The following is a 23,689-nucleotide window of genomic DNA, read 5'->3' on the forward strand; positions in this document are numbered from 1 at the left end:
CAACTAATATACATTATGGATTACGTCATTCCTTTATTAGCAAGTTTCATCGCCCTTAGCTTCCTGCTAAAAATCGGCTTCTATCCCCGTTGGGGAACGTGGCTGACGGCGGGATGCTGTGCCATATTTGTATGGCTCATTACTCCGTGGGCAACAGAACAATCCAAGACAGAAATGATGGCCTTCTTTGCTTCCCGGCATCAAATGTTGGACATGTCCGTGTGCATCACCTTGGAAGCAGTAGCAATGATAACCTTCTGTTTTGATTGTTTTGCAGGAATGCATATCCGCAATACAATGTTCAAACAGACAGTCACTTTTCTGCTGCGGCTTTATCCAGGCTTATTGATAGGAGGCGTTCTTTGTTACGTACTAACACAGGCATTGTTTGCTTTTCCTGGCACCGACTTCAAAACATTATCATGGATAGCAGCAATTGCCACCTTTCTGTTTATCTGCCTTGGTGCTGGATTACTAAGGATGATAACAAGTAACGAAGCACTGCGTCTCGAACTCTTATTCATCGTCAACCTGTTTATTATCGTGTTAAGTATAGTTGCCACCGGATACTAAAAAGTAAATTCAATCATAAACATTATCAAATAACAAATATCATTATGGAAACCATATCAAACGCCCTCTTCTGGATATCAAACGGACTGCTTGTTCCGGTCGTTGTACTGTTATTACTATTTTTCGTCCGTGCCATCATCCTCGCCGGAGGCTTCTTCAGCGAATTCTACCAACGGATGAAACAGCAAAAACAACTCTCTGAAATATTGGAAGCCATCACCCCGGAAAACATCGACGAACAACTGTCCGCCCTGCCCCAAAGCGATAATCAGCCTTTGCTCCGCTGCCTGAAAAAGCTCTCCGAACACCGCAACAATGCCGCCTACTGCGAACGCCTGCTTGCCAACTTCGAAGTGGATGCCGAAAAAGAACTGGGACGTTCGCGCACCTTCATCAAACTGGGTCCGATGCTGGGACTAATGGGAACACTTATTCCGATGGGCCCCGCCCTCGTAGGACTGGCAACAGGAGATATTTCATCCATGGCATATAATATGCAGGTAGCCTTTGCCACCACAGTGGTCGGCATGGTGATTGCTGCCGTCGGTGTTATCACCCTACAAGTGAAGCAACGCTGGTATGCCCGCGAAATGAATGACCTGGAATATCTGGAAAAGGTGATGAGTGACAGGATTGCAGAATAATAAGCAAGAAAGAGTAATAGAGTGATAAAGCGATAGAGTAACAATAACAGAATCATAAATTTCATAACTTTTATTCCAATGAAACGAAACAGACTGCTTCATAACCAAACGGACTCCGACCCGATGGGCACAGTAGCCAACCTTTTCGATGTGGCCATGGTTTTTGCCGTCGCACTGATGGTTGCCTTAGTCTCCCGGTTCAATATGACGGAAATGTTCTCGAAAGAAGACTTTACTATGGTAAAGAATCCCGGAAAGGAGAACATGGAAATCATAACAAAGGAAGGACAGAAAATAAAGAAATATACCCCCAGCGAAGAACAAGAGTCCTCCGGGAAACGAGGCAAGAAAGTAGGCGTCGCCTATCAACTGGAAAGCGGGGAAATTATATATGTTCCGGAATAGGTGAAACCCATAAACAACTTTTCAGACAAGAGTTAAAAAAGCCATACCTAAAAACAAGGATTTTCACATTTATAAATACCCAACACTGGGTATTTCCTTACCTATATGTTCCACCTACCTTTGCATCTCTAAACAAACGATAATTTTATGATAAAGCAAAGATTATTAACGACTCTCCTCATGGGAGGTTGCATCACTGCCAGTGCATGGGCACAGGCTGACAAAGGTGAGACATCAGTAGATAAAACTGTGGACTTAAATCCTGTAGTAGTAACCGGAACCGGTACACATCAAAGGTTGAAAAATACACCGGCACCAGTATCCGTTATCACTGCCAACGAAATAAAACGTGCCGGTATCACGGACTTTCAGCAGGCCATGACGATGATGGTGCCTTCCCTCTCCTTCTCTCCGAACGCCATGGGTTCGTACCTGATGATGAACGGCCTTTCCAATAAATACGTATTGATACTTATCAACGGAAGGAAAGTGACGGGTGACATCAGTGGCAATATCGATATCAGCCAGATAGACATGAGCCGTGTAAAACGTATCGAAGTGCTGAACGGAGCTGCCTCTTCACTCTATGGCTCGGACGCCATCGCAGGTGTAATCAACATCATCACCAACCAGCCTAAAGAAGAAGTTTCATTCACCACCAACAGCCGATATACACGCAAGAACCAATTCTCCCAGGGCCTCAACCTGGACATTGCCAAAGGAAAGCTTGCTTCGTACACCGCCTACAAGTACGACCACTCGGACGGCTGGCAAAACAGCGGCCTGACAGTGGATAAGAACGATGACATAGTCGAAACCCTCGACCAGCTTTCCATCGGCTACAGCATGAATAACTTCTCCCAGCAATTCACCTATGACGCCACGGATAAGCTTTCCTTCTATGCCAACGGCGGATATTATTGGCGCATGACCGACCGCCCCATAAAACGTGAGGGCATGGCGGGCGGTAACGATTATAATACGCACTATGAAGGTTACAACTGGGGCACAGGAGCCAAATACAAACTTAACAACCGCTCCTCCATCCAACTGGATTATGTAGGCAACAACTATACCTCACGCTATAAATATATGCTGGCGACCGGCGACTATCAGGCAGGCGACTACGCATTCACCAAAAGACAAAAGTTCCATGATGCCGAACTGAAAGGTATCTTCGGTTTCACCACCAACAGCACCACCGTTTTCGGAATAGACTACCGTCAGGACATACTTGTCCGCCCCGATGCCGATGTTGATAAAGGAGTATACACCCTATCAGGCTACGGGCAGCATGAAGTAAAGTTGTGGAATCACTTCACAGGTATCGTAGGTGCACGCTATGACTATCATGAACAGGCAGGCGGACGCTTCACACCGAAAGTGGCAGCCATGTATAACATTGGCAACTTCAACGTACGTGCCACATACGCAGCCGGATTCCGTGCGCCCGGTCTGGACGAATTATATTACAGTATGTTCAAGAAGATGGGTAGCAAATACACCATCTCTATAGGTGATGAAGACCTGAAACCTGAACACAGCAACTATTACTCCGTCAATATGGAGTACCGTACCAATCGTTTCAGTGCTTCCGTCACCGGTTATCTGAATTATCTGACGGATATGGTTTCTTCTAAAGTAACAGCGTTCAATGACCTGCCCGCCGACCAGCAACAACTGTTGAAGAACGAGTTCCCGGAACTGGCGGACCTGTCATCGACCAAGAATGTCAATCTGAAAGAATATATCAACTTTGAAAAGGCTACTGTCCGTGGTTTTGAAGTCAGCCTCTCCGGCAACCCGTTCGCCGGTTTCACGCTGAATGGTAACTATACTTATGCTTATGCCCGTGGCAAAGGCGAAGAAGGCTGGCAGAATATCCAACGCAGCATCCGTCACACGGCAACCGTCAGCGGAAACTACGTGCACTCGTGGGGAGACTACACCATGAATCTCAACCTGAACGCCCGTCTGCAAAGCAAATGTTACTATCCGGGAGATGCCGATGGCGATGCTCCAGGCTATGGCATATGGAACATCAACACACGCCACTCCTTCGATTGTTTCAGTGGTTTCTTCCTGGAACCGGGTATCGGTGTCGAAAATATCTTCAATAAAAGAGACATGCGCCCTTTGACGAAGAACTTCACCCTGTACTCACCGGGACGTATGTTGGTGGTGAGCTTGACTTTAAAACTTAAGAATTAGTACATAACCTGTTATTCATTAAGAAAGAATACATAATCCATTATTTTTATGAAGCATTTTTTCATCACTCTTTGTTTACTGAGCATATCTCTCTTTTCCTCTGCACAGGAGGAGAAGACTGCCCTTCTCATTACTCATTACGGAAGTTCGAACCCTGATACACGTGCACTGACACTGGATGTAGTCACCCGTGAGGCAAAAGAAAAGTTTCCGCAGTTCGAAGTGCGCGAAGCGTATATCTCTCCTATCGTCCGGCGCAGGCTGGAGAAACAGGGAGTTTATAAAGACAGTCCCGTGGATGCATTGCTGAAGCTGAAAAGCGAAGGATATTCGTGCGTACTGATACAAAGCACCACGCTGATTGAAGGCAGTGAAATGACTTCCGTCCGCCGGGATGCAGAGAGCGTGAAGCCGTTCTTTAAAGAGATAAAGGTGGGTAACCCGCTACTCTATACGGTAGAGGATTGCGAAAAGGTGATTAATATCCTGACGCAAGAACAGCCCGGGAAGAAAGAAGATGTCATCTATGTGGGGCATGGCAACCAACTGCCCAGTACGGCAACTTACGCCATGCTGGATTATATGATGAAAGCACACGGGCTGAAAAACTTCCACGTCAGCACCATCGAAGGATACCCCACGCTGGAATCAGCATTGGCACAGTTGAAGGAAACCCGTCCGAAGCAAGTGACGCTTGTACCGTTGTTGCTGGTATGCGGTAATCATACGAAGGAAGACATCGTAGGAGTGTGGCAACCGGAACTGGAAAAAGCAGGCTATCAAGTGAACGTGCGCATGCAAGGACTGGGCGAGCTACCCGCTATCCGGAAGCTCTATATGGAGCACATAGAGGCATTGTTGAAATAGCTACACCCTTTCCTCCTCAGGGCTACACCCTTTGCTTCGGATGGCTACACCATTCCGGGTAAAGGGTGTAGCCCTTTTTTGTCCCCCTTTTTACACCCTTTTATACCCGAAGTTTAAAGAATAGAACGTATCTTTGCATTGTAGAAATAAAAGCGATATGAAACAGCCTAAGATAATAGTTGCCGGCATCGGTCCGGGCAGCGAACAAGACATCACGCCCGCAGTTCTGAATGCGGTTCAAGAGGCAGATGTAGTAGTGGGATATAAATATTATTTCCAGTTTATCCAACCTTATCTCCACCCCGGAACAGAATGTATAGACACCGGCATGAAGCGGGAACGCACCCGTGCAGAGCAGGCTTTTGAACTGGCGGAACAAGGAAAGACGGTTTGCGTCATCAGTTCCGGCGATGCGGGAATTTATGGCATGACACCACTGATTTATGAGATGAAGCGAGAACGGAATAGTGCGGTGGAAGTGATCGCTTTGCCGGGTATCAGTGCTTTCCAGAAAGCGGCCTCGCTGCTGGGTGCTCCCGTGGGACATGACTTCTGCGTAATTTCCCTTTCTGACCTGATGACTCCGTGGGAACGCATCGAACGGCGCATCCGTGCGGCGGCAATGGCTGATTTCGTAACGGCTGTTTACAACCCGAAAAGTGAAGGGCGCTACTGGCAACTTTATCGCCTGAAAGAAATATTCCTGGCTGAAGGACGTGCTCCGGAAACACCGGTGGGCTATGTGCGCCAGGCAGGACGCGAAGAAGAGGAAGTACACCTGACAATACTTGGCGATTTCAATCCCGAAGAAGTGGATATGTTTACTGTGGTGTTGATTGGCAATTCACAGTCTTATGCATGGGGAGATAAGTTCATCACGCCACGAGGATATTATAATCGCCCGGATATGGACAGCCAACCGACCAAGGGAATCGGTCAGGACATCATGATACAGAGTTTCCGTACCATCGAGTCGGAATTGAAGAATAAGGATATCCCGCTCGGCCATAAATGGGCATTACTGCATGCCATCCATACAACGGCGGATTTTGACATGGAGAATCTGCTTTATACGGACGACGGCGCGGTGGAGAAACTTTATCAGAAGATAGTGGAAGGAGAACTGAAAACGATTGTTACGGATGTGACGATGGCTGCCAGTGGAATTCGTAAAGGTGCCTTGCAACGACTGGGTGTAGAGCTGAAATGCTATCTCACCAACGAGCGGGTGGCAGCTATGGCTGCGGATAAAGGAATTACCCGTACACAGGCAGGCATACGCCTGGCGGTGGAAGAGCATCCGGACGCATTGTTCGTATTTGGAAATGCGCCGACAGCGTTGATGGAACTTTGCGATCTGGTACGGAAAGGAAAAGCTGTACCGGGCGGTATAATTGCTGCCCCCGTAGGTTTCGTACATGTGCAGGAATCTAAACATATGGTGAAGCCGTTTATTGAAATTCCGAAGCTGATTGTGGAAGGACGTAAAGGTGGTAGCAATCTGGCGGCAACTCTGGTGAATGCGATACTTTGTTATAATGATGCGGAACAATTGAGACCGGGGCGGGATGTATAAATGATAACCATGAAACGAAAGTTTATAATCATAGGCATGGACGACAAACGGGCACCTTTCTTCCCGCCCGAAGTGCTGCAACATATACGTGAAGGAAAAATATTCTCCGGTGGTTTGCGCCATCGGGAGATTGTAGGGACACTGCTTCCGGAAGGTGCGGAATGGATTTCCATTACCGTGCCGTTGGATAATGTGTTTGTTCAATATGAAAAAGTGTTTGCTTCCGATACGCCAATCATCGTTTTCGCCTCCGGCGACCCATTGTTTTTCGGCTTTGCCAACACCGTAAAACGAAAATTGCCTGATGCGGAAATACAGCTCTATCCGGCTTTCAACTCTTTGCAGGCATTAGCACACAAGTTGGTAATGCCTTACGATGACATGCGTACCGTCTCCCTGACCGGGCGTCCGTGGCAAGAGTTTGACCGTGCCCTGATAGAGCGCACTCCCAAAATCGGAATACTGACCGACCGTGAACATACACCTGCCACCATTGCCGCCCGAATGCTGGAATACGGTTACAACTACTACACCATGTACGTTGGCGAGCACCTCGGCAATCCCGAAAAAGAACGTATCCGGCAACTGGACCTTAAAGAAGCCTCAGAAGAGGCTTTTGAGCACCCCAATAATTTACTGCTATATGCGAACCTCACTCATCAGACCATACAAACCTCACTCGTCAGACTTGACGAACCTCCTTCGTCAGAGCGTGCAAGCCTCCCTCATTCCGGAGAAATTCCGCCCCGCCCCTTCGGCCTCCCCGACGAACAATTCGCCCACCTCGACGGACGCGCCCGTATGATAACCAAATCTCCTATCCGCCTGCTTACCTTGCAAGCTTTGGAACTCAATCGTCGCCGTGTCTTCTGGGACATTGGATTCTGCACAGGTTCCGTCTCCATCGAAGCCCGTCTGCAATTTCCGCACCTCACGGTCGTCTCATTCGAGATACGCCCCGAAGGTGAAGAACTGATGCGCACCAACTCCCGCCGGTTCGGTGCACCGGGAATCACGGCAATCATCGGAGACTTCCTGCAAACTGAACTGAAAGACCTTCCCCGCCCCGATGCCGTCTTCATCGGGGGACATGGCGGGCAATTAGAAGAAATACTGATACGCCTCAAGGAAGTGTTGCAACCCGACGGCTGTATCGTCTTCAACTCCGTATCCCCCAATAGCAGGGAATTGTTCCGCAAAGGAACAGAAACCGCAGGAATGTTTCTGCACCCCTCCCTGCACATTACACTCAATGAATATAACCCAATAGAAATAATGAAAGCAATCTTATGAATAGAAATAATGAAAGCACCCCTATGCAGGTAGCTATTATGCTGATTTCCGAAAACAGCCTGCCCATTGCGCGGACGCTGAGTAATGAATTTCCCGACTCCGAGATAATCACCACCACTCCCGCCCCCGATTGTACGTATGTTTCTTCTTACGAAGAATTCATGGCCCTGACTTTCCACCGTTACGATGTTTTTATCTTCATCGGTGCCATGGGCATCTGTGTCCGCAGCATCGCCCCCCACGTGAAAGATAAGCATACCGACCCCGCCGTAATTTGCGTGGACAGCACTGGCCGCTATGCCGTTTCCGTCCTCTCAGGACACATCGGCAAAGCCAACGAAATGACAGAAAGCATCGCCCACATTCTCGGTGCCGAACCCGTCATCACCACCCAAAGCGACCGTACTGGACTCTGGGCCCTGGATACTCTGGGTGATAAATACGACTGGGCTACTATTCCCGGTGAAACGGAAGACGGTATGATGAACAATATCATCAGCCTTTTCGTGAAGAAAGTCCCCACCGCCCTCTTCCTCGAAGTCCGCGACGCAGGAACGGATTATCTGGAAAAGACTTGTCCCCCGCACGTGGATATTCACTACGGGCGGTTTGGAGACATAGAGCTCAGCGAGTATGAACTGGTGATACTTGTCACCCCTTTTCTGCACAACACCCAGGAGACACCCGCCCTGTTCTTCGTCCCCCAAGTGCTGCATGTCGGCATCGGACTGGCGCATCAGGCAGGTCCGGTGCAAGACATCATCCAGAAAATCTTCTACAGGATGATTGACAACTGCATCATGCCCCGTGCCGTGAAGTGCATCGCTACCATCAACGAGAAACGCGACGAACCGGTCATCCAAGAACTGGCACGCGCTTACCAAATACATTATTACAGTGCGGACGAGCTGAAAGAAGTCTCCGTCCCCAATCCCAGCCCCGTGGTAGAGAAACACATGGGCACGCCCAGCGTCTCCGAAGCCGCCGCTTCCCTTTCCGCTAATGGTGGAGAACTGCTGCTGTACAAACTAAAAGGCGAAAACTACACCATGGCCATAGCCATTGAAAAAGGTGTACTCCGCCAGGGTCACATCGAAATCGTCGGTGCCGGACCAGGCGACCCCGACCTCATCTCCGTGCGTGGCCGCCAAATGCTGGAAAAAGCGGACCTGATTCTTTATGCAGGCAGTCTTGTCCCCCGCGAACTGACGTTTTGCGCCAAGCCGGGTGCCACGGTGCGCAGTTCGGCATCTATGGACTTGGAAGAACAGTTTGCCCTGATGAAAGAGTTTTATGACAGAGGCGAATTCGTTGTTCGCCTTCACACGGGTGACCCTTGCATCTACGGTGCCATTCAAGAGCAGATGAACTACTTCGACCAGCATCAGATGAACTATCACATCACGCCGGGAATTTCCTCATTCCAGGCCGCCGCTGCCGCACTGAAATCGCAGTTCACCATCCCCGAGAAGGTGCAAAGCATCATCCTCACCCGTGGCGAAGGACGCACCCCCATGCCGGAGCGCGAACAACTCCACCTGCTTGCACGTTCGCAGAGCACTATGTGCATCTTCCTCAGTGCCGGCATCGCCCAGCAAGTGCAGGAAGAGCTCTTGCAGGTATACCCTGCCACCACTCCCGTCGCCGTCTGCTACCGCCTCACCTGGAAGGATGAGCGCATCTACCGCGGAGACTTGAAGGACCTTGCCGCGATAGTAAAAGAGAACAACCTGACACTCACCACCATGATTGTGGTAGGCGATGCCATCGGTAATCGCGAAGGACTTTCACGGCTCTACGCCCACGAGTTCAAACATCTCTTTCGCAAATAAAAGATAACTGATAACTAAAACTTCAAATTATGATTTTAATATTAGGCGGAACCACCGAAGGACGCATTGCTGTCCGTACCCTTGAAGAAGCTGGAAAACCATTCTACTACTCTACCAAAGGAGACGAGCAGGAAGTAATAATGCACCACGGTATCCGCCTGCAAGGCGCCATGGACGAACTGGACATGGAACGTTTTTGCCGCAAACAATCGATAGCGCTGATAGTTGACGCCGCCCACCCCTTTGCCGAACAACTGCACCGGACCGTGGAAGCCGTATCCATGAAACTCACCCTCCCCGTCATCCGCTTCGAGCGCATCTACCCACCTCGTGATGAAAAGAACATCACCTGGTGCCACAACTTCGACGACGCCATCCGGCAGATACGCGAACAGGAAATATTCATTCTTCTGGCACTGACCGGCGTGCAGAGTATAGCCAAACTAAAACCCCTCTGGCAGGAAAACGCCTGTTGCTACTTCCGCATCCTTGACCGCGAAAGTTCACGCCGCCTTGCTGCCCGCGAAGGTTTTCCCGAAGAGCATCTCCACTACTATCATGATGGCGAAGACGAACGCCACCTGATACAGAAGTTGCATCCCGAAGCCATACTGATAAAGGAAAGCGGACGTTCCGGCGGATTCAGCGAAAAAGTGGAAGCCGCCCTTGCAGAAGGTATCCGTATCTTTGCTATCTGCCGCCCGAACATGCCCAACAGTTTCATTCCCATTGAAGGTGAACACGGACTGCGCCGGATGGTCGAGAAACTCCTTCCCGACTTCTACCCTTTGCGTAGCGGACTCACCACCGGCACCTGTGCCGCTGCTGCTGCCGTGGCCGCCACTTGGGATCTCTTCAACATCCAACGCCAGTCACGCCCCAAAGAATTTCCCGTTACTCTCCCTAACGGAGAAACCATCTTCGTCCTCGTTGAAAAGCAGGAATTCTTTCCCCATTCCGATTTTCTGAATGACGATTGGATGATGGAAACCAATGCCTCCGTCATCAAAGATGCGGGTGACGACCCTGACATCACTAATGGCATGGAAATCAGAGCCAACGTTGCCGTCCCTTTCCGTCTGGACGACCCAGCGCCCAAGGATACGCCCGTAGACGACTACACTGTTATCGTCTGCGGTGGCGAAGGAGTAGGTATCGTCACCATGCCCGGTCTGGGGCTTGAGGTAGGTGGACCCGCCATCAACGACACCCCGCGCAAGATGATTGAGGATAATGTAAAACGGTGCCTCAAAACGCTCCGAATTCCCAAGCAGCCCAATCCGTATGCCATCACCATCTCCGTCCCCGGTGGCGAAGAAATAGCCCGGCGCACCTTCAATCCCCGTCTGGGAATAGAAGGCGGAATTTCCATTATCGGAACCTCAGGCATCGTGAAGCCTTTCTCCTCGGAAGCATTCGTTGACTCCATCCGCAAATCAATGGAGGTGGGACGAGCCACAGGAAGCCCGCGCATCGTCATCAACTCCGGTGCTAAAAGTGAGAAATATGTGCGGGGATATTATCCTCAATTGCCTCCGCAGGCTTTCATTCATTACGGGAACTTCATCGGAGAAACCATAAAGATGGCCGCCGAATTAAATATCAAAGCACTAACCTTAGGCATCATGATGGGAAAAGCTGTGAAACTGGCAGAAGGCAATCTGGACACTCACAGCAAGCAAGTGACAATGAACAAAGACTTCTTGCGGGAAATAGCCTTCACTGCCGGATGCAGTGAAGATGTGCAGACCGTGATTGAGAAAATCACCCTAGCCCGCGAACTATGGACGTTGCTCTCCGACAACGACCTGCGTGCATTTTGCAAACATCTGCTTCAACTATGTCACCGGCACTGCGACCCGTTACTACCCCAAGGAGAACTTACCATCCTGCTCATCAGCGAAGAAGGGGAAATAATCACATAAAAGTATTAGAACCTATGAAACATCCGCAAATAATCCTCGTTACCGGTGCTTCTTCCGGTTTTGGAAAAGTCATTGCAACGCAATTAGCCGCACAAGGTCACATCGTCTACGGCACCAGTCGGAAAGCCATTTCCGATGTCCCGGATTTCAAGATGCTGCAATTGGACATCACTGACCCAACCTCTGTCTCAAATGCCATATCAACGATTCTGGCAGAACAGGGATGTATCGATGTGCTTGTCAACAATGCAGGTATGGGCATCAGCGGAGCCATAGAACTGACTACCGAAGACGAGATACAGCGCCAGATGAACACCAATTTCATAGGCGCTGTCCGTATGTGCGCTGCAGTCTTACCCTTTATGCGCGAGGCAGGACAGGGACGAATCATCAATATCAGTTCCATTGCAGGAGTGCTTGCCGTTCCTTACCAAGCTTTCTACAGTGCCTCCAAGTTTGCAATTGAAGGTTATAGCGAAGCTCTTTATCAGGAGGTGAAGCCTTTCGGCATACAGGTATGCATTGTTGAACCAGGAGATTTCCAGACTGGCTTCACTGCACAACGGCAGATGAGCAAAACTACCCTCTCCCATCCCTACTACAAGGAACATTTCGCGAAAGTAATGCAGAATGTGGAACAATCCGAGAACAATGGTTGCCACCCTGAAAAACTAGGTAAAACTATCTGTAAACTGGTAAACAACCACCAACCGGCATTCCGCACCAAAGTGGGTCCGTGGGAACAGGTATTTTTTGCCCGAATCAAGCCAATGCTACCGTTCAGCATAGTGGATTGGCTGATAAGAAAGTTCTATTAAATGATAATTGCATGTAATCATATAATTTATATCTTTGCGACCAAATAAACATCAACCCTTTACAAGGTTCAAACAATGAAACAGACTATTCTCACCGTTTTCTTTGCAATCATAGCATTGGGAGCAACAGCCCAATCCCCTATTTCCTTTCAGGTAAAAGCCGGAGTCGGCACCTCCAACTTCTATGGAGAAAATGTAGAAAGCGACACACGCATCGCCTACAAAGTAGGTGTCGGCATGAACTATGAACTCAACCGCACATGGGTGTTCCAGCCCTCACTGAATTTCGTATCGATAGGTGCCCGTGAAGACATAGAGTACGTAGGCAAGGCGAACATGAATGAACTGTACATCCAACTGCCTGTGATGATGGCCGCCCGACTCAACCTTGGCAAGAACTACAGTGCCTCATTGAGTGCCGGTCCGTACATCGCTTACGGTGTAGGCGGCAAAACGTCGGGCGAAATGCAGGAACAATATGATTATAGCAGTAGTGTCCATCACGGAAGTAAAGGTTATAGATTCCGTTTGGATACTTTCGGCAATCTGATAGACGATAAAATGGGAAATAAGCGTTTTGATGCCGGGCTCATGTTCGGTCTTAACATCGAATATCACAGATTCATCTTCGGAGCAGAACTTCAGTTGGGTCTGATTAAAGTAAACGACCAGTTGGATAACCTGTTGCAAAACTCCGGTATTGAAACATTCTCTCCCAAGAACCTTGCTTCTTTCTTTACTGTAGGATATAGATTTTAATCTCTGGCAGGTTATATTTGCTCCGCCTGTTTCCGCTTCATCTCATTCAATACACTCCCCGTCAACGGAATGGCGAGAAGGAAAGTAAGAAGATCTGCGGTGGCTTGGCACATCTCCACTCCCTGCAATCCCAAATAGTAAGGCAGGATAAAAATCAACGGAATGAAGAACAGTCCCTGACGGGCAGAAGAAAGAATGGTAGCCTTGACAGGTTTACGAATAGTCTGCAACATCATATTACTGACCACAATCCAAGCGCCCAGCGGGAAAGTAATGAACTGCCATCTCAAAGCAGCAGCCCCCACCGCTATCACATCGGGATCTCCCTTACGGAACACGGAAACAATCTCTTCGGCAAACCCCATACCTGCCACTGCACATACCAGTAAGAAAATGGAGCCTACCTTTACACAAAACCAGAACCCCTGACGAACACGTCCATAAAGTCCCGCCCCATAATTGAAGCCACACACCGGCTGGAAACCTTGTCCGAAACCTATCAGGAAAGCATTAATAAACATAGCGATACGGGTCACAATAGACATACCCGCAATGGCTGCATCACCATAAGCCCCGGCAGCTACATTCAGCAAGATAGTTGCCACGCTTGCCAGTCCCTGACGGGCAAGCGACGGAGTACCTCCACCGATAATCTCTTTTATAAAAGCCAGTGAAGGAGTGAAATACTTGAAACGGATACGGATATTCCCTCCCTTGCTGCCCATGTACAACAGCAAGAAGAAACTACATATTTGACTAATCACTGTGGCCAATGCTGCACCTGATATTCCCATATCAAAAACAAATATCAGTATTGGGTCCAGCACCACATTGATGACTGCACCCGAAACAATTCCCACCATCGCATACGCTGCATTTCCCTGAAAACGGATTTGATTGTTCATCACGAGAGAAGCAGTCATGAACGGAGCCCCCAGCAAAATAATGCCCAGATACTTCTCCGTATAAGGCAATATGGTAGGCGTAGAGCCTAATGCCAACGAAAGCGGAGTAAGAAATATCAGCCCGATTACAGCCAGAGCAATTCCCGTAAACAATGCCCAGAAAAAGCCTGTTGCCGCCATCTTCTCGGCATTTTCAGTCTCCTGCGCACCCAGCTTTCGCGAAATATAGTTTCCTGAACCATGTCCGAAGAAGAATCCCACCGCCTGAATGATGGACATGACGGAGAACACAATCCCCACAGCCGCCGTGGACTGGGTATTGATTTTCCCCACAAAATAGGTGTCCGCCATGTTATAGAACGACGTAACCAACATACTGATAATCGTAGGCACAGCCAACGATACTATCAGACGGGGCACCGGGGCTGTAGTCAGATAGACATAATTATCTTTTGCCGAATGTCTCATCGAATTTTTACAATCTCTGCAAGCAGTTCATCAATGGTTTGCACGGTAATCGCTTCCCCGCTGGCTGGATGAAGCACAAAGGTGCCGTCACCTTTCAAATCTCCTGTCTCTATATAAACGTCCGACTCGACGTTTCGGTTTGCCAGAATACCATTTCTTTGCAGAGCTTTCCGCACCATGGCATATTTCTGTCCATGCCCGATGAGTCGGACTTGGGAAGTATATTCATTATTCACGCGAAATAAGCCAGTCTCCAAATCAAAAGCAATTCCCTTACGGGCAAAGAAGCAACTGAGACTTCCGTCCAGTGAAAGGTCTTCGGGGGTACCGATGGTAACTCCGTTCACCTTATCCATCAGCCAGATTTTATCGGCAATCTGCAAGGCAAGTTCCAGGTCGTGGGTAGAAAGGAAAATGGTCTTATCTGTCTGACGGCTCAGCAGATGAAGCAATTGCATCATCTCCACCTTGCTCGGAAAGTCGAGAAAAGCGGTCGGTTCATCCAGATAAATGACTGGAGTTTCCTGCGCAAGGGCTTTAGCAATCATCACTTTCTGCCGCTCGCCATCGCTCAGCGTATGCACCATGCGGTGGGCCAGATGAGATATTCCGACTAACTCGATGGCATGGTCCACCACCGCTTTATCTTCTTTGGAAAGTGTTCCCCAAAAGCCGGTATACGGGCTACGCCCCAGACCGATAAGCTCTACTGCAGACATATTGCGGATGTCGCACTTTTCGGTCAGGACCACACTGATTACTTTTGAGAGTTGTTTGTCCGTATAAGAGCTGATATCCTTTCCCTCAATACGTATTTCGCCGGACAGCCTCGGCTGAAAAGCGGAAAGAGTGCGCAGTAGTGTGGATTTCCCTACGCCGTTCGCACCCAGCAGGCAAGTCAATTCTCCACTGTTGATACCGGCACAAATATCACTTGCTACGACTTTCACATCCCCTTTGCCGGGATAGCCGATGCACAAATTCTTAATATGTATAGTTTCCTGTTTCAAAACTTCTCTATTTTCAAATTACTCTTCCAGTTCCCCTTTTCGCTTTCTGAAAAGTACGGATGCCACCACCGGAGCACCCACCAGTGCCGTCACCGAATTCACGGGCAAAGCTCCCTCGAATCCAGGCATACGGGCGATAAGGTTACAAACCAATGCCAGCGAAGCACCCACCAGCAATGTGGAAGGCATCAATATCCGATGGTCGGATGTATGAAAAATGGCCCGGCAAAGATGGGGTACTGCCAATCCGACAAACATAATCGGCCCGCAATATGCCGTCACAATCGCCACCAACACGCCGGAACAGGAAATCACCAGCAGGCGCGCCCGTTTGATATTCAGTCCCAGGTTTCGTGCATATCCATCACCCAGCAGCAACAGATTCATTGTCTTTATCAACAGGAACGAAAGCGGCAACAGCACTGCCATGATGCAGACAAATAATATCATCTGGTCACCTGATACACGGGCAAAGCTACCCAATCCCCAGATAACATACGCACGGATGTCCTCTTCCACACTGAAATATTTCAATACACCGATAATGGCACTTGCCACATAACCTATCATCACACCGATAATCAGCAACGTCACATTTCCCTTCACTTTTTGCGAGACATACACAATAAGCGCCATCACCGACAGCGCTCCGATTATAGCCGCAATAGATAATGCCACCTCGCCCATATATCCAAGTTTGCTCAATGCCACACCACCCATCGCACCGGATAACAATACCACACAAGCCACACCCAGACTGGCACCCGAACTGATACCCAATACCGACGGCCCCGCCAATGGATTACGGAACACCGTTTGCATCTGCAACCCGCTGACGGACAATCCCGCTCCCGCCACCAATGCAGTCAAAGCCTGTGGTACACGGGATTTCCAGATAATATTCTGCCAGATAATGGACTCGTCCGTACTCCCCCAGAGAATGTTCCAGACGGAACGTAACGGGATATGAACCGACCCTAACAACAAGTTCAATAGAAAGAACAGAAAGATAGATACCAATATTACCAGCATCAAGAGCAGTGTCGGTCTTTTCATTGCAAACGTGCGTAGTATTTAGGTTGGTAATCGGGCAATAAATCAGGATGAAAAGCGTGAATCAAATCTTCCAGTACTACTTCCGGCTCCATCGGCATACTTTCGTAGAAAGGTTGTTCGCGCATATTGCAATAAATGACCCCCTTGTCACGAAATGCACGGAAATCAGCATAACGCGGATCAAGGGATTTCAAGGCGTCATAAGAGAAAGTACCGTCGTAACTGTTCACGATGCGCCAATAATCGGCACTTTCCGCCTGGCTATATACAGTTTCGAAATCCAGTGTAACACCACCGGAACGGGGATCGTCCTTCAAAAAGTAGTCAGCTCCCGCATCACGGAACAACTGCGCCAAGAAGCTCTTCCCTCCCACTGCGTACCAATTGCCGCCACGTATCTCACCACTGAACACTACTGGTCGTTTTTCCACATCGGCAGCCAATTGTTTCAGGTCATTGTAATGCTTCTCGATAGCTGCGAACTTCTCATTCGCCTCTTTTTCCTGTCCAATGAACAATCCGACAAACTTTATCCACTCAGCTTGCCCCAGCGGAGTCATTTCCTTATATCCTAAATGAGGAACCAATGGAATGCCGATTTCACGCATCGTATCATATCCCCCACGCTTAAAAGGAGAAATAAAAATAACATCAGGATTGACACTCATGATTACTTCATTATCGAAATTTCCTTCAATACCGATTTTTGCAGTTTTACCGGACTTTAAACGCTCATTCATTTCTTTATTGAAAAGATGACGGGTACTGGTTATACCGACCACCTTATCACAAGCCTCCAGTTTGATGAAGTTAGATAATTGCAGCGAAGTCATACAAATGGCACTACGCACAGGTGTTTCAATCACTGTATAATCAGAAGGAATGTCCTCAACTTTCATTCCCCGGGGTACCAAGGCATAATGGAAAGTGTTACTGTTTTCGTTTTGCGGGTCACGAAGGTTCACCAGACGAACATGGTTAGGAAGATATTTCACTTCAAACCCTTCCGCATAAACCGGATATATTGAATCCGTAGTTGAAGCAGAAGCTACAGTAGCCTGTATATCAGCAGAGTTTTGTTTATTTTTCGGGCCGCAAGCCACACATAAGATACTAAGAAAAGCGGCAGTTATCGCAGTAGTTCGTTTCATGACTATAAAGGTGTATAGAATTCGGGCACAATATTCGTCATTTTTAGGGAGATACGCAAATACCCGTCCAATAATTTAACCGAATTTGTGCCCGAACACCTATTATATAAGCATGTCTAAAAATTCATCAGGTCATTCAGCGCTTCGCTCATGCTGGGATGTGTAAAGATGTAATCCCGCAGGAAGGTGTATTCCTGTCCTGTCTTCATCACAATTGATACGATGTTGATTATTTCACTCGTTTCCGGACCAAACAGGGTGCAACCCAATATCTTATTGGTATGGGCATCTGCCACCACTTTGAATAATCCATCCGTCTCCCCTAAGGTACGTGCACGCGGAATAGCACCGACGGGCAGAGTATTAACTTTTATATCCAATCCTTTCTTGCGTGCTTCCGTTTCGCTCAGTCCGACACGTGACAAAGGAGGGTCGATAAATACTGAATAGCTGACAGGCTCGCGGTCATCCGTGCGGCGTTCTCCTGCACCGAACAAATCCTCACGGATAATGCGGTAATCGTCCAGAGAAATATAAGTGAACTGTAACCCACCTTTCACATCTCCGATAGCACGGATATGGGGATTGGTAGTTCGCAACCATTTATCCACGATAATCGCTCCACGTTCATCCACTTTCACGCCTGCCGCATCCAGATTTAAGTCCGAAGTATTCGGACGACGCCCTGTTGCCAACAAGATGGCATCTCCCTCCAGATGATGAATTTCATTCGTCACAACATCCTGATAAATCACAGTTGAACTATCTACTGACTGTACTCGTGCATTCAGATGAAAAACAATGCCTTTCTTCTCCAATACCGACTTTACGCTGTCTGCAATGTCCCTGTCTTCACGGCCTATCAGTTCAGGATACCCTTCAAGTACTGTCACCTTCGAGCCAAAAGAGGCATACATTGAAGCAAATTCCAGTCCGATATAACCTCCGCCCACAATCACCAATCGTTCAGGAAGTTCTTCCAGTTCCATGATAGAAGTACTGGTGTATACACGAGGATTATCTTTTATTCCTTCGATGGGAGGTATAATGGTTTCCGCACCGGTATTTATGAATATCTGCGGGGCTTGTAATTCTATCACTTCCTCTGCAGTCCGCACTTCTACCACATCGGGGCCGGTAAATGCACCTACACCTGTATAAACCGTTACATTAGGATTGTCGGCCAGGTTATGATAGTTCTTGTTCCGCAGAAAAGAAGTCACCTCTTCCTTGCAGCCGATGGCCTGACGGTAATATTCTCTCTTTACTTTCCACGTAGCCTTAGCCGGGGTTTCTTTAGCCAGATGTACCAGCGTTTTTGTAGGAATACAACCAATGTTAATACAAGTACCTCCGTACATACGATTTGAACGTTCCACTACTGCAACCGTCTTTTGGCGTTTTGCAAATTCGGCAGCCAGGGTTTTTCCTCCCTTCCCGAAGCCGATAATGATAGCATCATACTTTTTCATATCTCTATTTCTTTAATTGTTTCAGCACCCGCTGGGCACTGTCTGCTAATACAACAATTGCACCGGCCAAAATGGCTGTATCTTTTATAACTAATCTTCCGGCACCGGTCAATAATGGGAAGCCAGACTCGCCACTGCCCAGATTGGGTACCCATACTTCGGGCGTAGTGACAAGGAAAGACAGCGTACCAATAGTCATAATAATTGCAAGCCCCGCTCCTACAAAACCTACTTTCGGCCAAAAGATGCCCAGAAAAGTAAGAACGCCAATGGTCATGATAAGAATGCCCAGCCCATGAGAAAAGCCATACGTATTGTTTTCATTGTGCCACTCATGTTTCACGGCATCAAATTCACCTTCTTTCAGTTTGTATTCCTTATATTCGGGAGCACTATGCGTATAAAAGAAGCTCATAAAAGGACTGTTTGCCACAAAAGGCACGATACCTTCGGCTTCATAATTCCAGAACTTCAATCCGCCTATCCAAACGAAAATAACCAGAATTGCCACACGGATAAGGTTAATACCTAACTTCTGAGTTGACGCAGCCAAAGTAAGAGCCGTCACGAACATTGATTGTAATTTTGTTTTCATACGATTATTGCATTAATTAATTGTTTTGTTTTTCTGATGCAAAAATCGGGGTTTATGATGGAACGTGAAATGGCAATTCTGCCGTATCAGTTGGCAATACTTCCCGTTGTATTCGATTTGCGGAAATCCGACACACTTTCGCCCGTCATTTTCTTAAAAAAACGGCTGAACGTGGACAAGTCTTCGAAACCCAGGAGTTCGCTGATTTCCTTAGCACTTTTAGGAGTATAAAGTAATAAGCGTTTGGCTTCTGCCTCTACTCGTTCGTGAATGATGCGCAACGGAGAAGGGACTCCACAGGAAAAAAACAGATTGGAAAGAGTTTTGGGAGAGCGGAATAAAAGATCGGCATAATCCCGCACTTGTTTCTTTTCGCGGAAGTTCTGGTCAACCAATATATAGAAACGGCGGACGATATCAAAAGCTTTTTCCTGTTCCGGAGTAACGCCGCACTTTTCACGGGCAATACGGGTGCAGGTGATAATGAAACGTTTAAGGATAATGCGCAGCATTTCTTCTTGCAGGTTATCGCGAACAGTAGATTCCTGACGGAAGATGCGGACAATATCATTCAGATTGGTCGACTGCTCCGGAGAGAGCTTTAATCGCATCACCTGGGAAGAACCGTGAAAAAGGAAGCCATTGCACGATACTTCGTCGTCATGGCCGAAGATGCAATAAAAATTGCTATTAAACAGGAAAGTAAGGTATTCACCTTCTACCTCTTTTATTTCGATATGATGCAGGGGTGTAAGACAGGCAATTTCGTCTTGTTCCAGCCGCATCGGGATATGGTCTATCTCAACAGTCAGGATGCCGCTGCGCACCCATATAAATTTGTATAAGGTAGTGTCTTGCTGTAGTGCTTTATTTTCGTGAAAGCAAGAAGTCATTGCCAGATTCCCGTTCAGGGGGGTATTTAATTGATAATCCATCATATAATTAAGAGTTAGTGTTCTTTGTCGCACATTGAGATACAAAAATACATTATTCCGGGGGTGGATGCAAGAAAAACAATCATTATTACAATTATATTTCAAAATACTTTTGTATTTTTGCGGCGTTACTTACTGAGAATGAATAAGTAACAATTAATAATCATTTAAATAATAAAAACATGAAAAAACTTACATTTATCCTCGTAGCCCTCATGGCTACAGTATTTTCTGCGTGCAGTAGCGATGACGACAACGATTCAAACTCTTTAGACGGAACTACCTGGGTTGCTGATGATGAAGACGAAATACGCACATTAAAATTCCAGAAAACAACAGTCACCTTGATTTATCAATATGATGCTAATGGAGATGGAGTTATAAATGCAGCAGATGGTCAAGAAGAATCCACTGGAACTTACTCCGTAGACGGTGATAAAATAACTATCAAAGAAGGAAAAGTCACATCTCAGGGCACAATCTCTGGAAACAAGATGGTTCTCAGTGCTGATGGTGATTCTGTAACTTACTATAAGAAATAGATTCAATCAATAGCAAATCTCTACTTTAGTCACTGAATACCGTTTGTTACGTAGAGCTATAGAAGTCCCCAACATTTTTGCCTACGAATACTAATTCGTTCCACCATAAGGAGCTTTTCGTTCCTCCATGGAAAACTTTTCGTCCCTCCATAAGGTACATTGCGTCCCCTTATGGAGGGACGAATTAGTATTCGTTATCTTAGTCATTAGCCTTTGCATATCCACTTTTTACGAAACGCTATAAATCAACATAAAAGCGATGTTGAAAACATCTCCAGAACATTCTGATATCTAACCAGTTGCGTTCATACCGCACAAATTGTACAGAGAATTGTACAGTCGTTTTCTTAGCACTTTTCTGGCTATATTCCTTAGTTTTGCTTAAAAAACAATGAATAACAAAACAATCAAAGAAAAGTATCTATCACCGACGATTGAGGTGATAGAGGTAGAAAATGAAGGTGTAATAGCTCTTTCTGATTTTACAGGCGGTAATCCTGCACTGCCAGGGAGGAATTACACAACAAGCCGCACAAAAAATAGTATTCAAAGCGCAAGTGCATTTAGTGACTTAGAAGATCTCATTAATGACATTCTAACTATTGAAAAATAATTGCTATGAAAACATCTATCTTTGCAAAGACAGGCCGACTATTTTTGCCTATTGCGATTGGACTGCTAATATTAAGCGCATGTTCACAAAATGATGAGGTATCTTTTGTTGATGATAATGATAAGACTCTTGAAATTATGACTATTGTGGCTACTCAAGGTGGTGCATTAACCCGCATGACTCATGACGACACCGATAATCATGGACTTATTGTTAAGTGGACTGAAAACGATGCTTTCAGAGTTTACTCCAGCAATGATACTAAATCTACAACATTTGCTATTCCTTCCCCTTATGTTGGTAATGGAAAAATTGCAGAATTTAAGGCAGAATCAAATATAGGTGTCAGTATTGACGCGAATGCTTTCTTCCCTGATTCTCGCGCAGAGAAAAAATGGGCGGACTGTTATTTCAGTGTATTAGGGCAGATACAAGATGCAAGTAAACCGCGTGCTCATCTTGCCGATTATAATTTTATGACGGCTATAGTTACTTTTGCTAGTACTTCGATAATAACGATTAATTTCTTGCACAAAATAGCTGTCCTGAAGTTTATGGTTACATTGCCAACAGATGTTTCTCCCAAATCAATATCACTTAGTACACAAGACGAAGCAGGTATTGTGGTAGCACAGAAAGCAAGCGATGAAAGCATTCTAGCAACGGCCAAACAGCTTACCATGTCCATAGTAAATGCAACAAGTAATGAACATACGGCTTATATGGCGATACTTCCTTCTACATTAAGCCAGCAACTGGCTGTTGCCGTGACGGGTAGCGATGGTATGGTTTACAATTATACAGTTTCCTTTGACGGAGATTTTTCTTATGAAGCAGGCAGAGTTTACAATTCGAAGCTTACTTTAAAAAATATAGTAGAAGAGGGATATGGTATTGCCAGTGAGTTTGATAATGATGTAGCAGGCGTAACGTGGGATCAAAGCGACGATAAAGGTAGTACAGAGGACAATCCTTACCTGATAGAGAATGCCTCACACCTGAAATATCTGATTGAACAGGTAGAAGCCGGAGAAGCATATTTGGACAAGTACTTTAAACTGACTACCGATATAAAAGTAACGGCTAATACATGGACGCCCATAGGAATTTCATCTTCCAAACCTTTTAGCGGAAACTTTGACGGAGGCGGACATACTATAAGTGGTGAACTGAAAGGAGCTTTTTCGAACGATATCCAACACTTTGGCTTTTGGGGCTATGTACGTAATAACTCAAATGCTACATTGATACAAAATCTTCATATAGCAGCCAACGTTACATGGTCTTTTGGAAGTCCGGAGGGAGCGAGTAATTCAGAATTTGGAGTAGGTGGTGTTGCAGGCTATATTTATATGACAAGTACAGATGTGCCAATAACAGTACGTAATTGTACAATATCGGGAGAAATGCAAATATCAGATGGAAGTTTGGGTTATGGCTATTTAGGTATAGGTGGAATAGTTGGAAATGCAAGTTCCCATATCCAAAATTGTTCTGCAACAGGCAAAACAAATGTGAATTGTAAAGGTGGAATAGTTAGGATTGGAGGTATAATAGGGAAAGCTACACTTCTCACAAATGAAACTAAGTATTGTGTTAATAGTTCTTCCATCATACTTTCTGATACTGAACGTTCAAATACGAATTATTCTGTAATGGTAGGCGGAATTGCTGGATATCATCCTGGAAAGGTTTTGGGATGCTGTAATCAAGGTTCTATATCCGGCAATAGTCTTTCTTCTGTTGATATCGGGGGGATTGTTGGAATGACAGAGTTAGCAAATTGCCATTTTAACAGAAATCTAACGAAAGATTTTAATACAACTTCAAATGGGACTGTACGACTTGGATATTTGATAGGCTTCGCTAAAAATTCTACCGTTTATTCCTGCAATGAAAGCGTAGGCGACCAATCAGAATGGATCGGGAGTAATCCCGCTTGGACACCCGCTACTGACGATGAAAGCGCCCATTAATCCCAAGTTTTTCAGCCAGAAGTAACCGCAAATTCATTCATATGCCGGGAAGGAGAAAAGAGA

21 protein-coding genes are annotated in these 23,689 nt (G+C 46.7%); 14 read left to right on the plus strand and 7 right to left on the minus strand.

The features are described 5' to 3' along the window. The first annotated feature begins 15 nt into the window (after positions 1 to 15). From HMPREF9447_RS02145 to HMPREF9447_RS02195, 11 genes are all read left to right on the plus strand, one after another. The gene (locus HMPREF9447_RS02145; protein WP_009127630.1) at positions 16 to 573 is read left to right on the plus strand and encodes a hypothetical protein; all 558 of its coding nucleotides are present in this window, start codon (positions 16 to 18) and stop codon (positions 571 to 573) included. A gap of 44 nt (positions 574 to 617) precedes the next feature. Then, positions 618 to 1,217 carry a MotA/TolQ/ExbB proton channel family protein gene (locus HMPREF9447_RS02150; RefSeq protein ID WP_009127632.1) on the plus strand — a complete coding sequence of 200 codons (600 nt, stop codon included), beginning with the start codon at positions 618 to 620 and terminating at the stop codon, positions 1,215 to 1,217. Between the two features lie 78 nt (positions 1,218 to 1,295). Further along, positions 1,296 to 1,622 (plus strand): DUF2149 domain-containing protein, encoded by a 327-nt coding sequence (locus HMPREF9447_RS02155; protein WP_009127634.1) that lies wholly within the window; start codon positions 1,296 to 1,298, stop codon positions 1,620 to 1,622. Between the two features lie 147 nt (positions 1,623 to 1,769). Beyond that, positions 1,770 to 3,833, plus strand: a complete 2,064-nt coding sequence (locus HMPREF9447_RS02160) for a TonB-dependent receptor plug domain-containing protein (protein WP_044137335.1) — start codon at positions 1,770 to 1,772, stop codon at positions 3,831 to 3,833. A 48-nt stretch (positions 3,834 to 3,881) separates the two neighbouring features. Beyond that, positions 3,882 to 4,700: a sirohydrochlorin cobaltochelatase gene (locus HMPREF9447_RS02165; protein ID WP_009127638.1), complete on the plus strand. Its 819-nt coding sequence runs from the start codon at positions 3,882 to 3,884 to the stop codon at positions 4,698 to 4,700. A 157-nt stretch (positions 4,701 to 4,857) separates the two neighbouring features. Continuing rightward, positions 4,858 to 6,276 carry a precorrin-3B C(17)-methyltransferase gene (gene cobJ, locus HMPREF9447_RS02170; RefSeq protein WP_009127640.1) on the plus strand — a complete coding sequence of 473 codons (1,419 nt, stop codon included), beginning with the start codon at positions 4,858 to 4,860 and terminating at the stop codon, positions 6,274 to 6,276. Positions 6,277 to 6,285: 9 nt separating this feature from the next. After that, on the plus strand, positions 6,286 to 7,569 hold the full coding sequence (locus HMPREF9447_RS02175) for a bifunctional cobalt-precorrin-7 (C(5))-methyltransferase/cobalt-precorrin-6B (C(15))-methyltransferase (protein WP_044137635.1): 1,284 nt from the start codon (positions 6,286 to 6,288) through the stop codon (positions 7,567 to 7,569). 23 nt (positions 7,570 to 7,592) lie between these two features. After that, a complete protein-coding gene (gene cobM / locus HMPREF9447_RS02180; protein ID WP_044137636.1) occupies positions 7,593 to 9,401 on the plus strand; it encodes a precorrin-4 C(11)-methyltransferase in 1,809 nt (602 codons plus the stop codon). A 29-nt stretch (positions 9,402 to 9,430) separates the two neighbouring features. Further along, positions 9,431 to 11,326: a cobalt-precorrin-5B (C(1))-methyltransferase CbiD gene (cbiD, locus tag HMPREF9447_RS02185; RefSeq protein WP_009127648.1), complete on the plus strand. Its 1,896-nt coding sequence runs from the start codon at positions 9,431 to 9,433 to the stop codon at positions 11,324 to 11,326. Positions 11,327 to 11,340: 14 nt separating this feature from the next. Continuing rightward, positions 11,341 to 12,144 (plus strand): 3-ketodihydrosphingosine reductase, encoded by an 804-nt coding sequence (gene kdsR / locus HMPREF9447_RS02190; protein WP_009127649.1) that lies wholly within the window; start codon positions 11,341 to 11,343, stop codon positions 12,142 to 12,144. Between the two features lie 75 nt (positions 12,145 to 12,219). Then, entirely contained in the window at positions 12,220 to 12,903 is a 684-nt protein-coding gene (locus tag HMPREF9447_RS02195; protein WP_009127651.1) for a porin family protein, read from the plus strand. Positions 12,904 to 12,914: 11 nt separating this feature from the next. On the opposite strand, the gene HMPREF9447_RS02200 is transcribed toward HMPREF9447_RS02195, so the two are convergent. From HMPREF9447_RS02200 to HMPREF9447_RS02230, 7 genes are all read right to left on the minus strand, one after another. Beyond that, a complete protein-coding gene (locus HMPREF9447_RS02200; protein ID WP_009127652.1) occupies positions 12,915 to 14,276 on the minus strand; it encodes an MATE family efflux transporter in 1,362 nt (453 codons plus the stop codon). Further along, on the minus strand, positions 14,273 to 15,286 hold the full coding sequence (locus HMPREF9447_RS02205; protein WP_009127653.1) for an ABC transporter ATP-binding protein: 1,014 nt from the start codon (positions 15,284 to 15,286) through the stop codon (positions 14,273 to 14,275). The genes HMPREF9447_RS02200 and HMPREF9447_RS02205 overlap by 4 nt, the downstream gene beginning before the upstream one ends. 18 nt (positions 15,287 to 15,304) lie before the next feature. Further along, positions 15,305 to 16,342, minus strand: coding sequence for an iron ABC transporter permease (locus HMPREF9447_RS02210; RefSeq protein WP_009127655.1), 1,038 nt, complete (start codon positions 16,340 to 16,342; stop codon positions 15,305 to 15,307). After that, entirely contained in the window at positions 16,339 to 17,493 is a 1,155-nt protein-coding gene (locus tag HMPREF9447_RS02215; protein ID WP_009127657.1) for an ABC transporter substrate-binding protein, read from the minus strand. The genes HMPREF9447_RS02210 and HMPREF9447_RS02215 overlap by 4 nt, the downstream gene beginning before the upstream one ends. 116 nt (positions 17,494 to 17,609) lie before the next feature. After that, complete coding sequence (locus tag HMPREF9447_RS02220; protein ID WP_009127660.1) at positions 17,610 to 18,965, minus strand: FAD-dependent oxidoreductase; 1,356 nt, start codon at positions 18,963 to 18,965, stop codon at positions 17,610 to 17,612. A 4-nt stretch (positions 18,966 to 18,969) separates the two neighbouring features. Further along, positions 18,970 to 19,560, minus strand: coding sequence for a DUF417 family protein (locus tag HMPREF9447_RS02225; protein ID WP_009127661.1), 591 nt, complete (start codon positions 19,558 to 19,560; stop codon positions 18,970 to 18,972). Between the two features lie 86 nt (positions 19,561 to 19,646). Further along, positions 19,647 to 20,495, minus strand: coding sequence for a helix-turn-helix domain-containing protein (locus HMPREF9447_RS02230; protein WP_167549113.1), 849 nt, complete (start codon positions 20,493 to 20,495; stop codon positions 19,647 to 19,649). A 182-nt stretch (positions 20,496 to 20,677) separates the two neighbouring features. Here HMPREF9447_RS02230 and HMPREF9447_RS02235 point away from each other — a divergent pair, with 182 nt between their 5' ends. From HMPREF9447_RS02235 to HMPREF9447_RS02245, 3 genes are all read left to right on the plus strand, one after another. After that, positions 20,678 to 21,037: a lipocalin family protein gene (locus tag HMPREF9447_RS02235; RefSeq protein WP_009127667.1), complete on the plus strand. Its 360-nt coding sequence runs from the start codon at positions 20,678 to 20,680 to the stop codon at positions 21,035 to 21,037. Positions 21,038 to 21,428: 391 nt separating this feature from the next. After that, entirely contained in the window at positions 21,429 to 21,650 is a 222-nt protein-coding gene (locus tag HMPREF9447_RS02240; RefSeq protein ID WP_009127671.1) for a hypothetical protein, read from the plus strand. 5 nt (positions 21,651 to 21,655) lie between these two features. Further along, positions 21,656 to 23,626: a fimbrillin family protein gene (locus tag HMPREF9447_RS02245; protein ID WP_009127673.1), complete on the plus strand. Its 1,971-nt coding sequence runs from the start codon at positions 21,656 to 21,658 to the stop codon at positions 23,624 to 23,626. Positions 23,627 to 23,689 lie beyond the last annotated feature (63 nt).

This window comes from Bacteroides oleiciplenus YIT 12058 (assembly GCF_000315485.1).
GTDB lineage: Bacteria > Bacteroidota > Bacteroidia > Bacteroidales > Bacteroidaceae > Bacteroides > Bacteroides oleiciplenus.

Coding starts and splice junctions, on each gene's coding strand:
- HMPREF9447_RS02145 (WP_009127630.1), top strand. CDS start 16: ATGGATTACGTCATTCCTTTATTAGCAAGTTTCATCGCCCTTAGCTTC.
- HMPREF9447_RS02150 (WP_009127632.1), top strand. CDS start 618: ATGGAAACCATATCAAACGCCCTCTTCTGGATATCAAACGGACTGCTT.
- HMPREF9447_RS02155 (WP_009127634.1), top strand. CDS start 1,296: ATGAAACGAAACAGACTGCTTCATAACCAAACGGACTCCGACCCGATG.
- HMPREF9447_RS02160 (WP_044137335.1), top strand. CDS start 1,770: ATGATAAAGCAAAGATTATTAACGACTCTCCTCATGGGAGGTTGCATC.
- HMPREF9447_RS02165 (WP_009127638.1), top strand. CDS start 3,882: ATGAAGCATTTTTTCATCACTCTTTGTTTACTGAGCATATCTCTCTTT.
- cobJ (WP_009127640.1), top strand. CDS start 4,858: ATGAAACAGCCTAAGATAATAGTTGCCGGCATCGGTCCGGGCAGCGAA.
- HMPREF9447_RS02175 (WP_044137635.1), top strand. CDS start 6,286: ATGAAACGAAAGTTTATAATCATAGGCATGGACGACAAACGGGCACCT.
- cobM (WP_044137636.1), top strand. CDS start 7,593: ATGCAGGTAGCTATTATGCTGATTTCCGAAAACAGCCTGCCCATTGCG.
- cbiD (WP_009127648.1), top strand. CDS start 9,431: ATGATTTTAATATTAGGCGGAACCACCGAAGGACGCATTGCTGTCCGT.
- kdsR (WP_009127649.1), top strand. CDS start 11,341: ATGAAACATCCGCAAATAATCCTCGTTACCGGTGCTTCTTCCGGTTTT.
- HMPREF9447_RS02195 (WP_009127651.1), top strand. CDS start 12,220: ATGAAACAGACTATTCTCACCGTTTTCTTTGCAATCATAGCATTGGGA.
- HMPREF9447_RS02200 (WP_009127652.1), bottom strand. CDS start 14,276: ATGAGACATTCGGCAAAAGATAATTATGTCTATCTGACTACAGCCCCG.
- HMPREF9447_RS02210 (WP_009127655.1), bottom strand. CDS start 16,342: ATGAAAAGACCGACACTGCTCTTGATGCTGGTAATATTGGTATCTATC.
- HMPREF9447_RS02215 (WP_009127657.1), bottom strand. CDS start 17,493: ATGAAACGAACTACTGCGATAACTGCCGCTTTTCTTAGTATCTTATGT.
- HMPREF9447_RS02220 (WP_009127660.1), bottom strand. CDS start 18,965: ATGAAAAAGTATGATGCTATCATTATCGGCTTCGGGAAGGGAGGAAAA.
- HMPREF9447_RS02225 (WP_009127661.1), bottom strand. CDS start 19,560: ATGAAAACAAAATTACAATCAATGTTCGTGACGGCTCTTACTTTGGCT.
- HMPREF9447_RS02230 (WP_167549113.1), bottom strand. CDS start 20,495: ATGGATTATCAATTAAATACCCCCCTGAACGGGAATCTGGCAATGACT.
- HMPREF9447_RS02235 (WP_009127667.1), top strand. CDS start 20,678: ATGAAAAAACTTACATTTATCCTCGTAGCCCTCATGGCTACAGTATTT.
- HMPREF9447_RS02240 (WP_009127671.1), top strand. CDS start 21,429: ATGAATAACAAAACAATCAAAGAAAAGTATCTATCACCGACGATTGAG.
- HMPREF9447_RS02245 (WP_009127673.1), top strand. CDS start 21,656: ATGAAAACATCTATCTTTGCAAAGACAGGCCGACTATTTTTGCCTATT.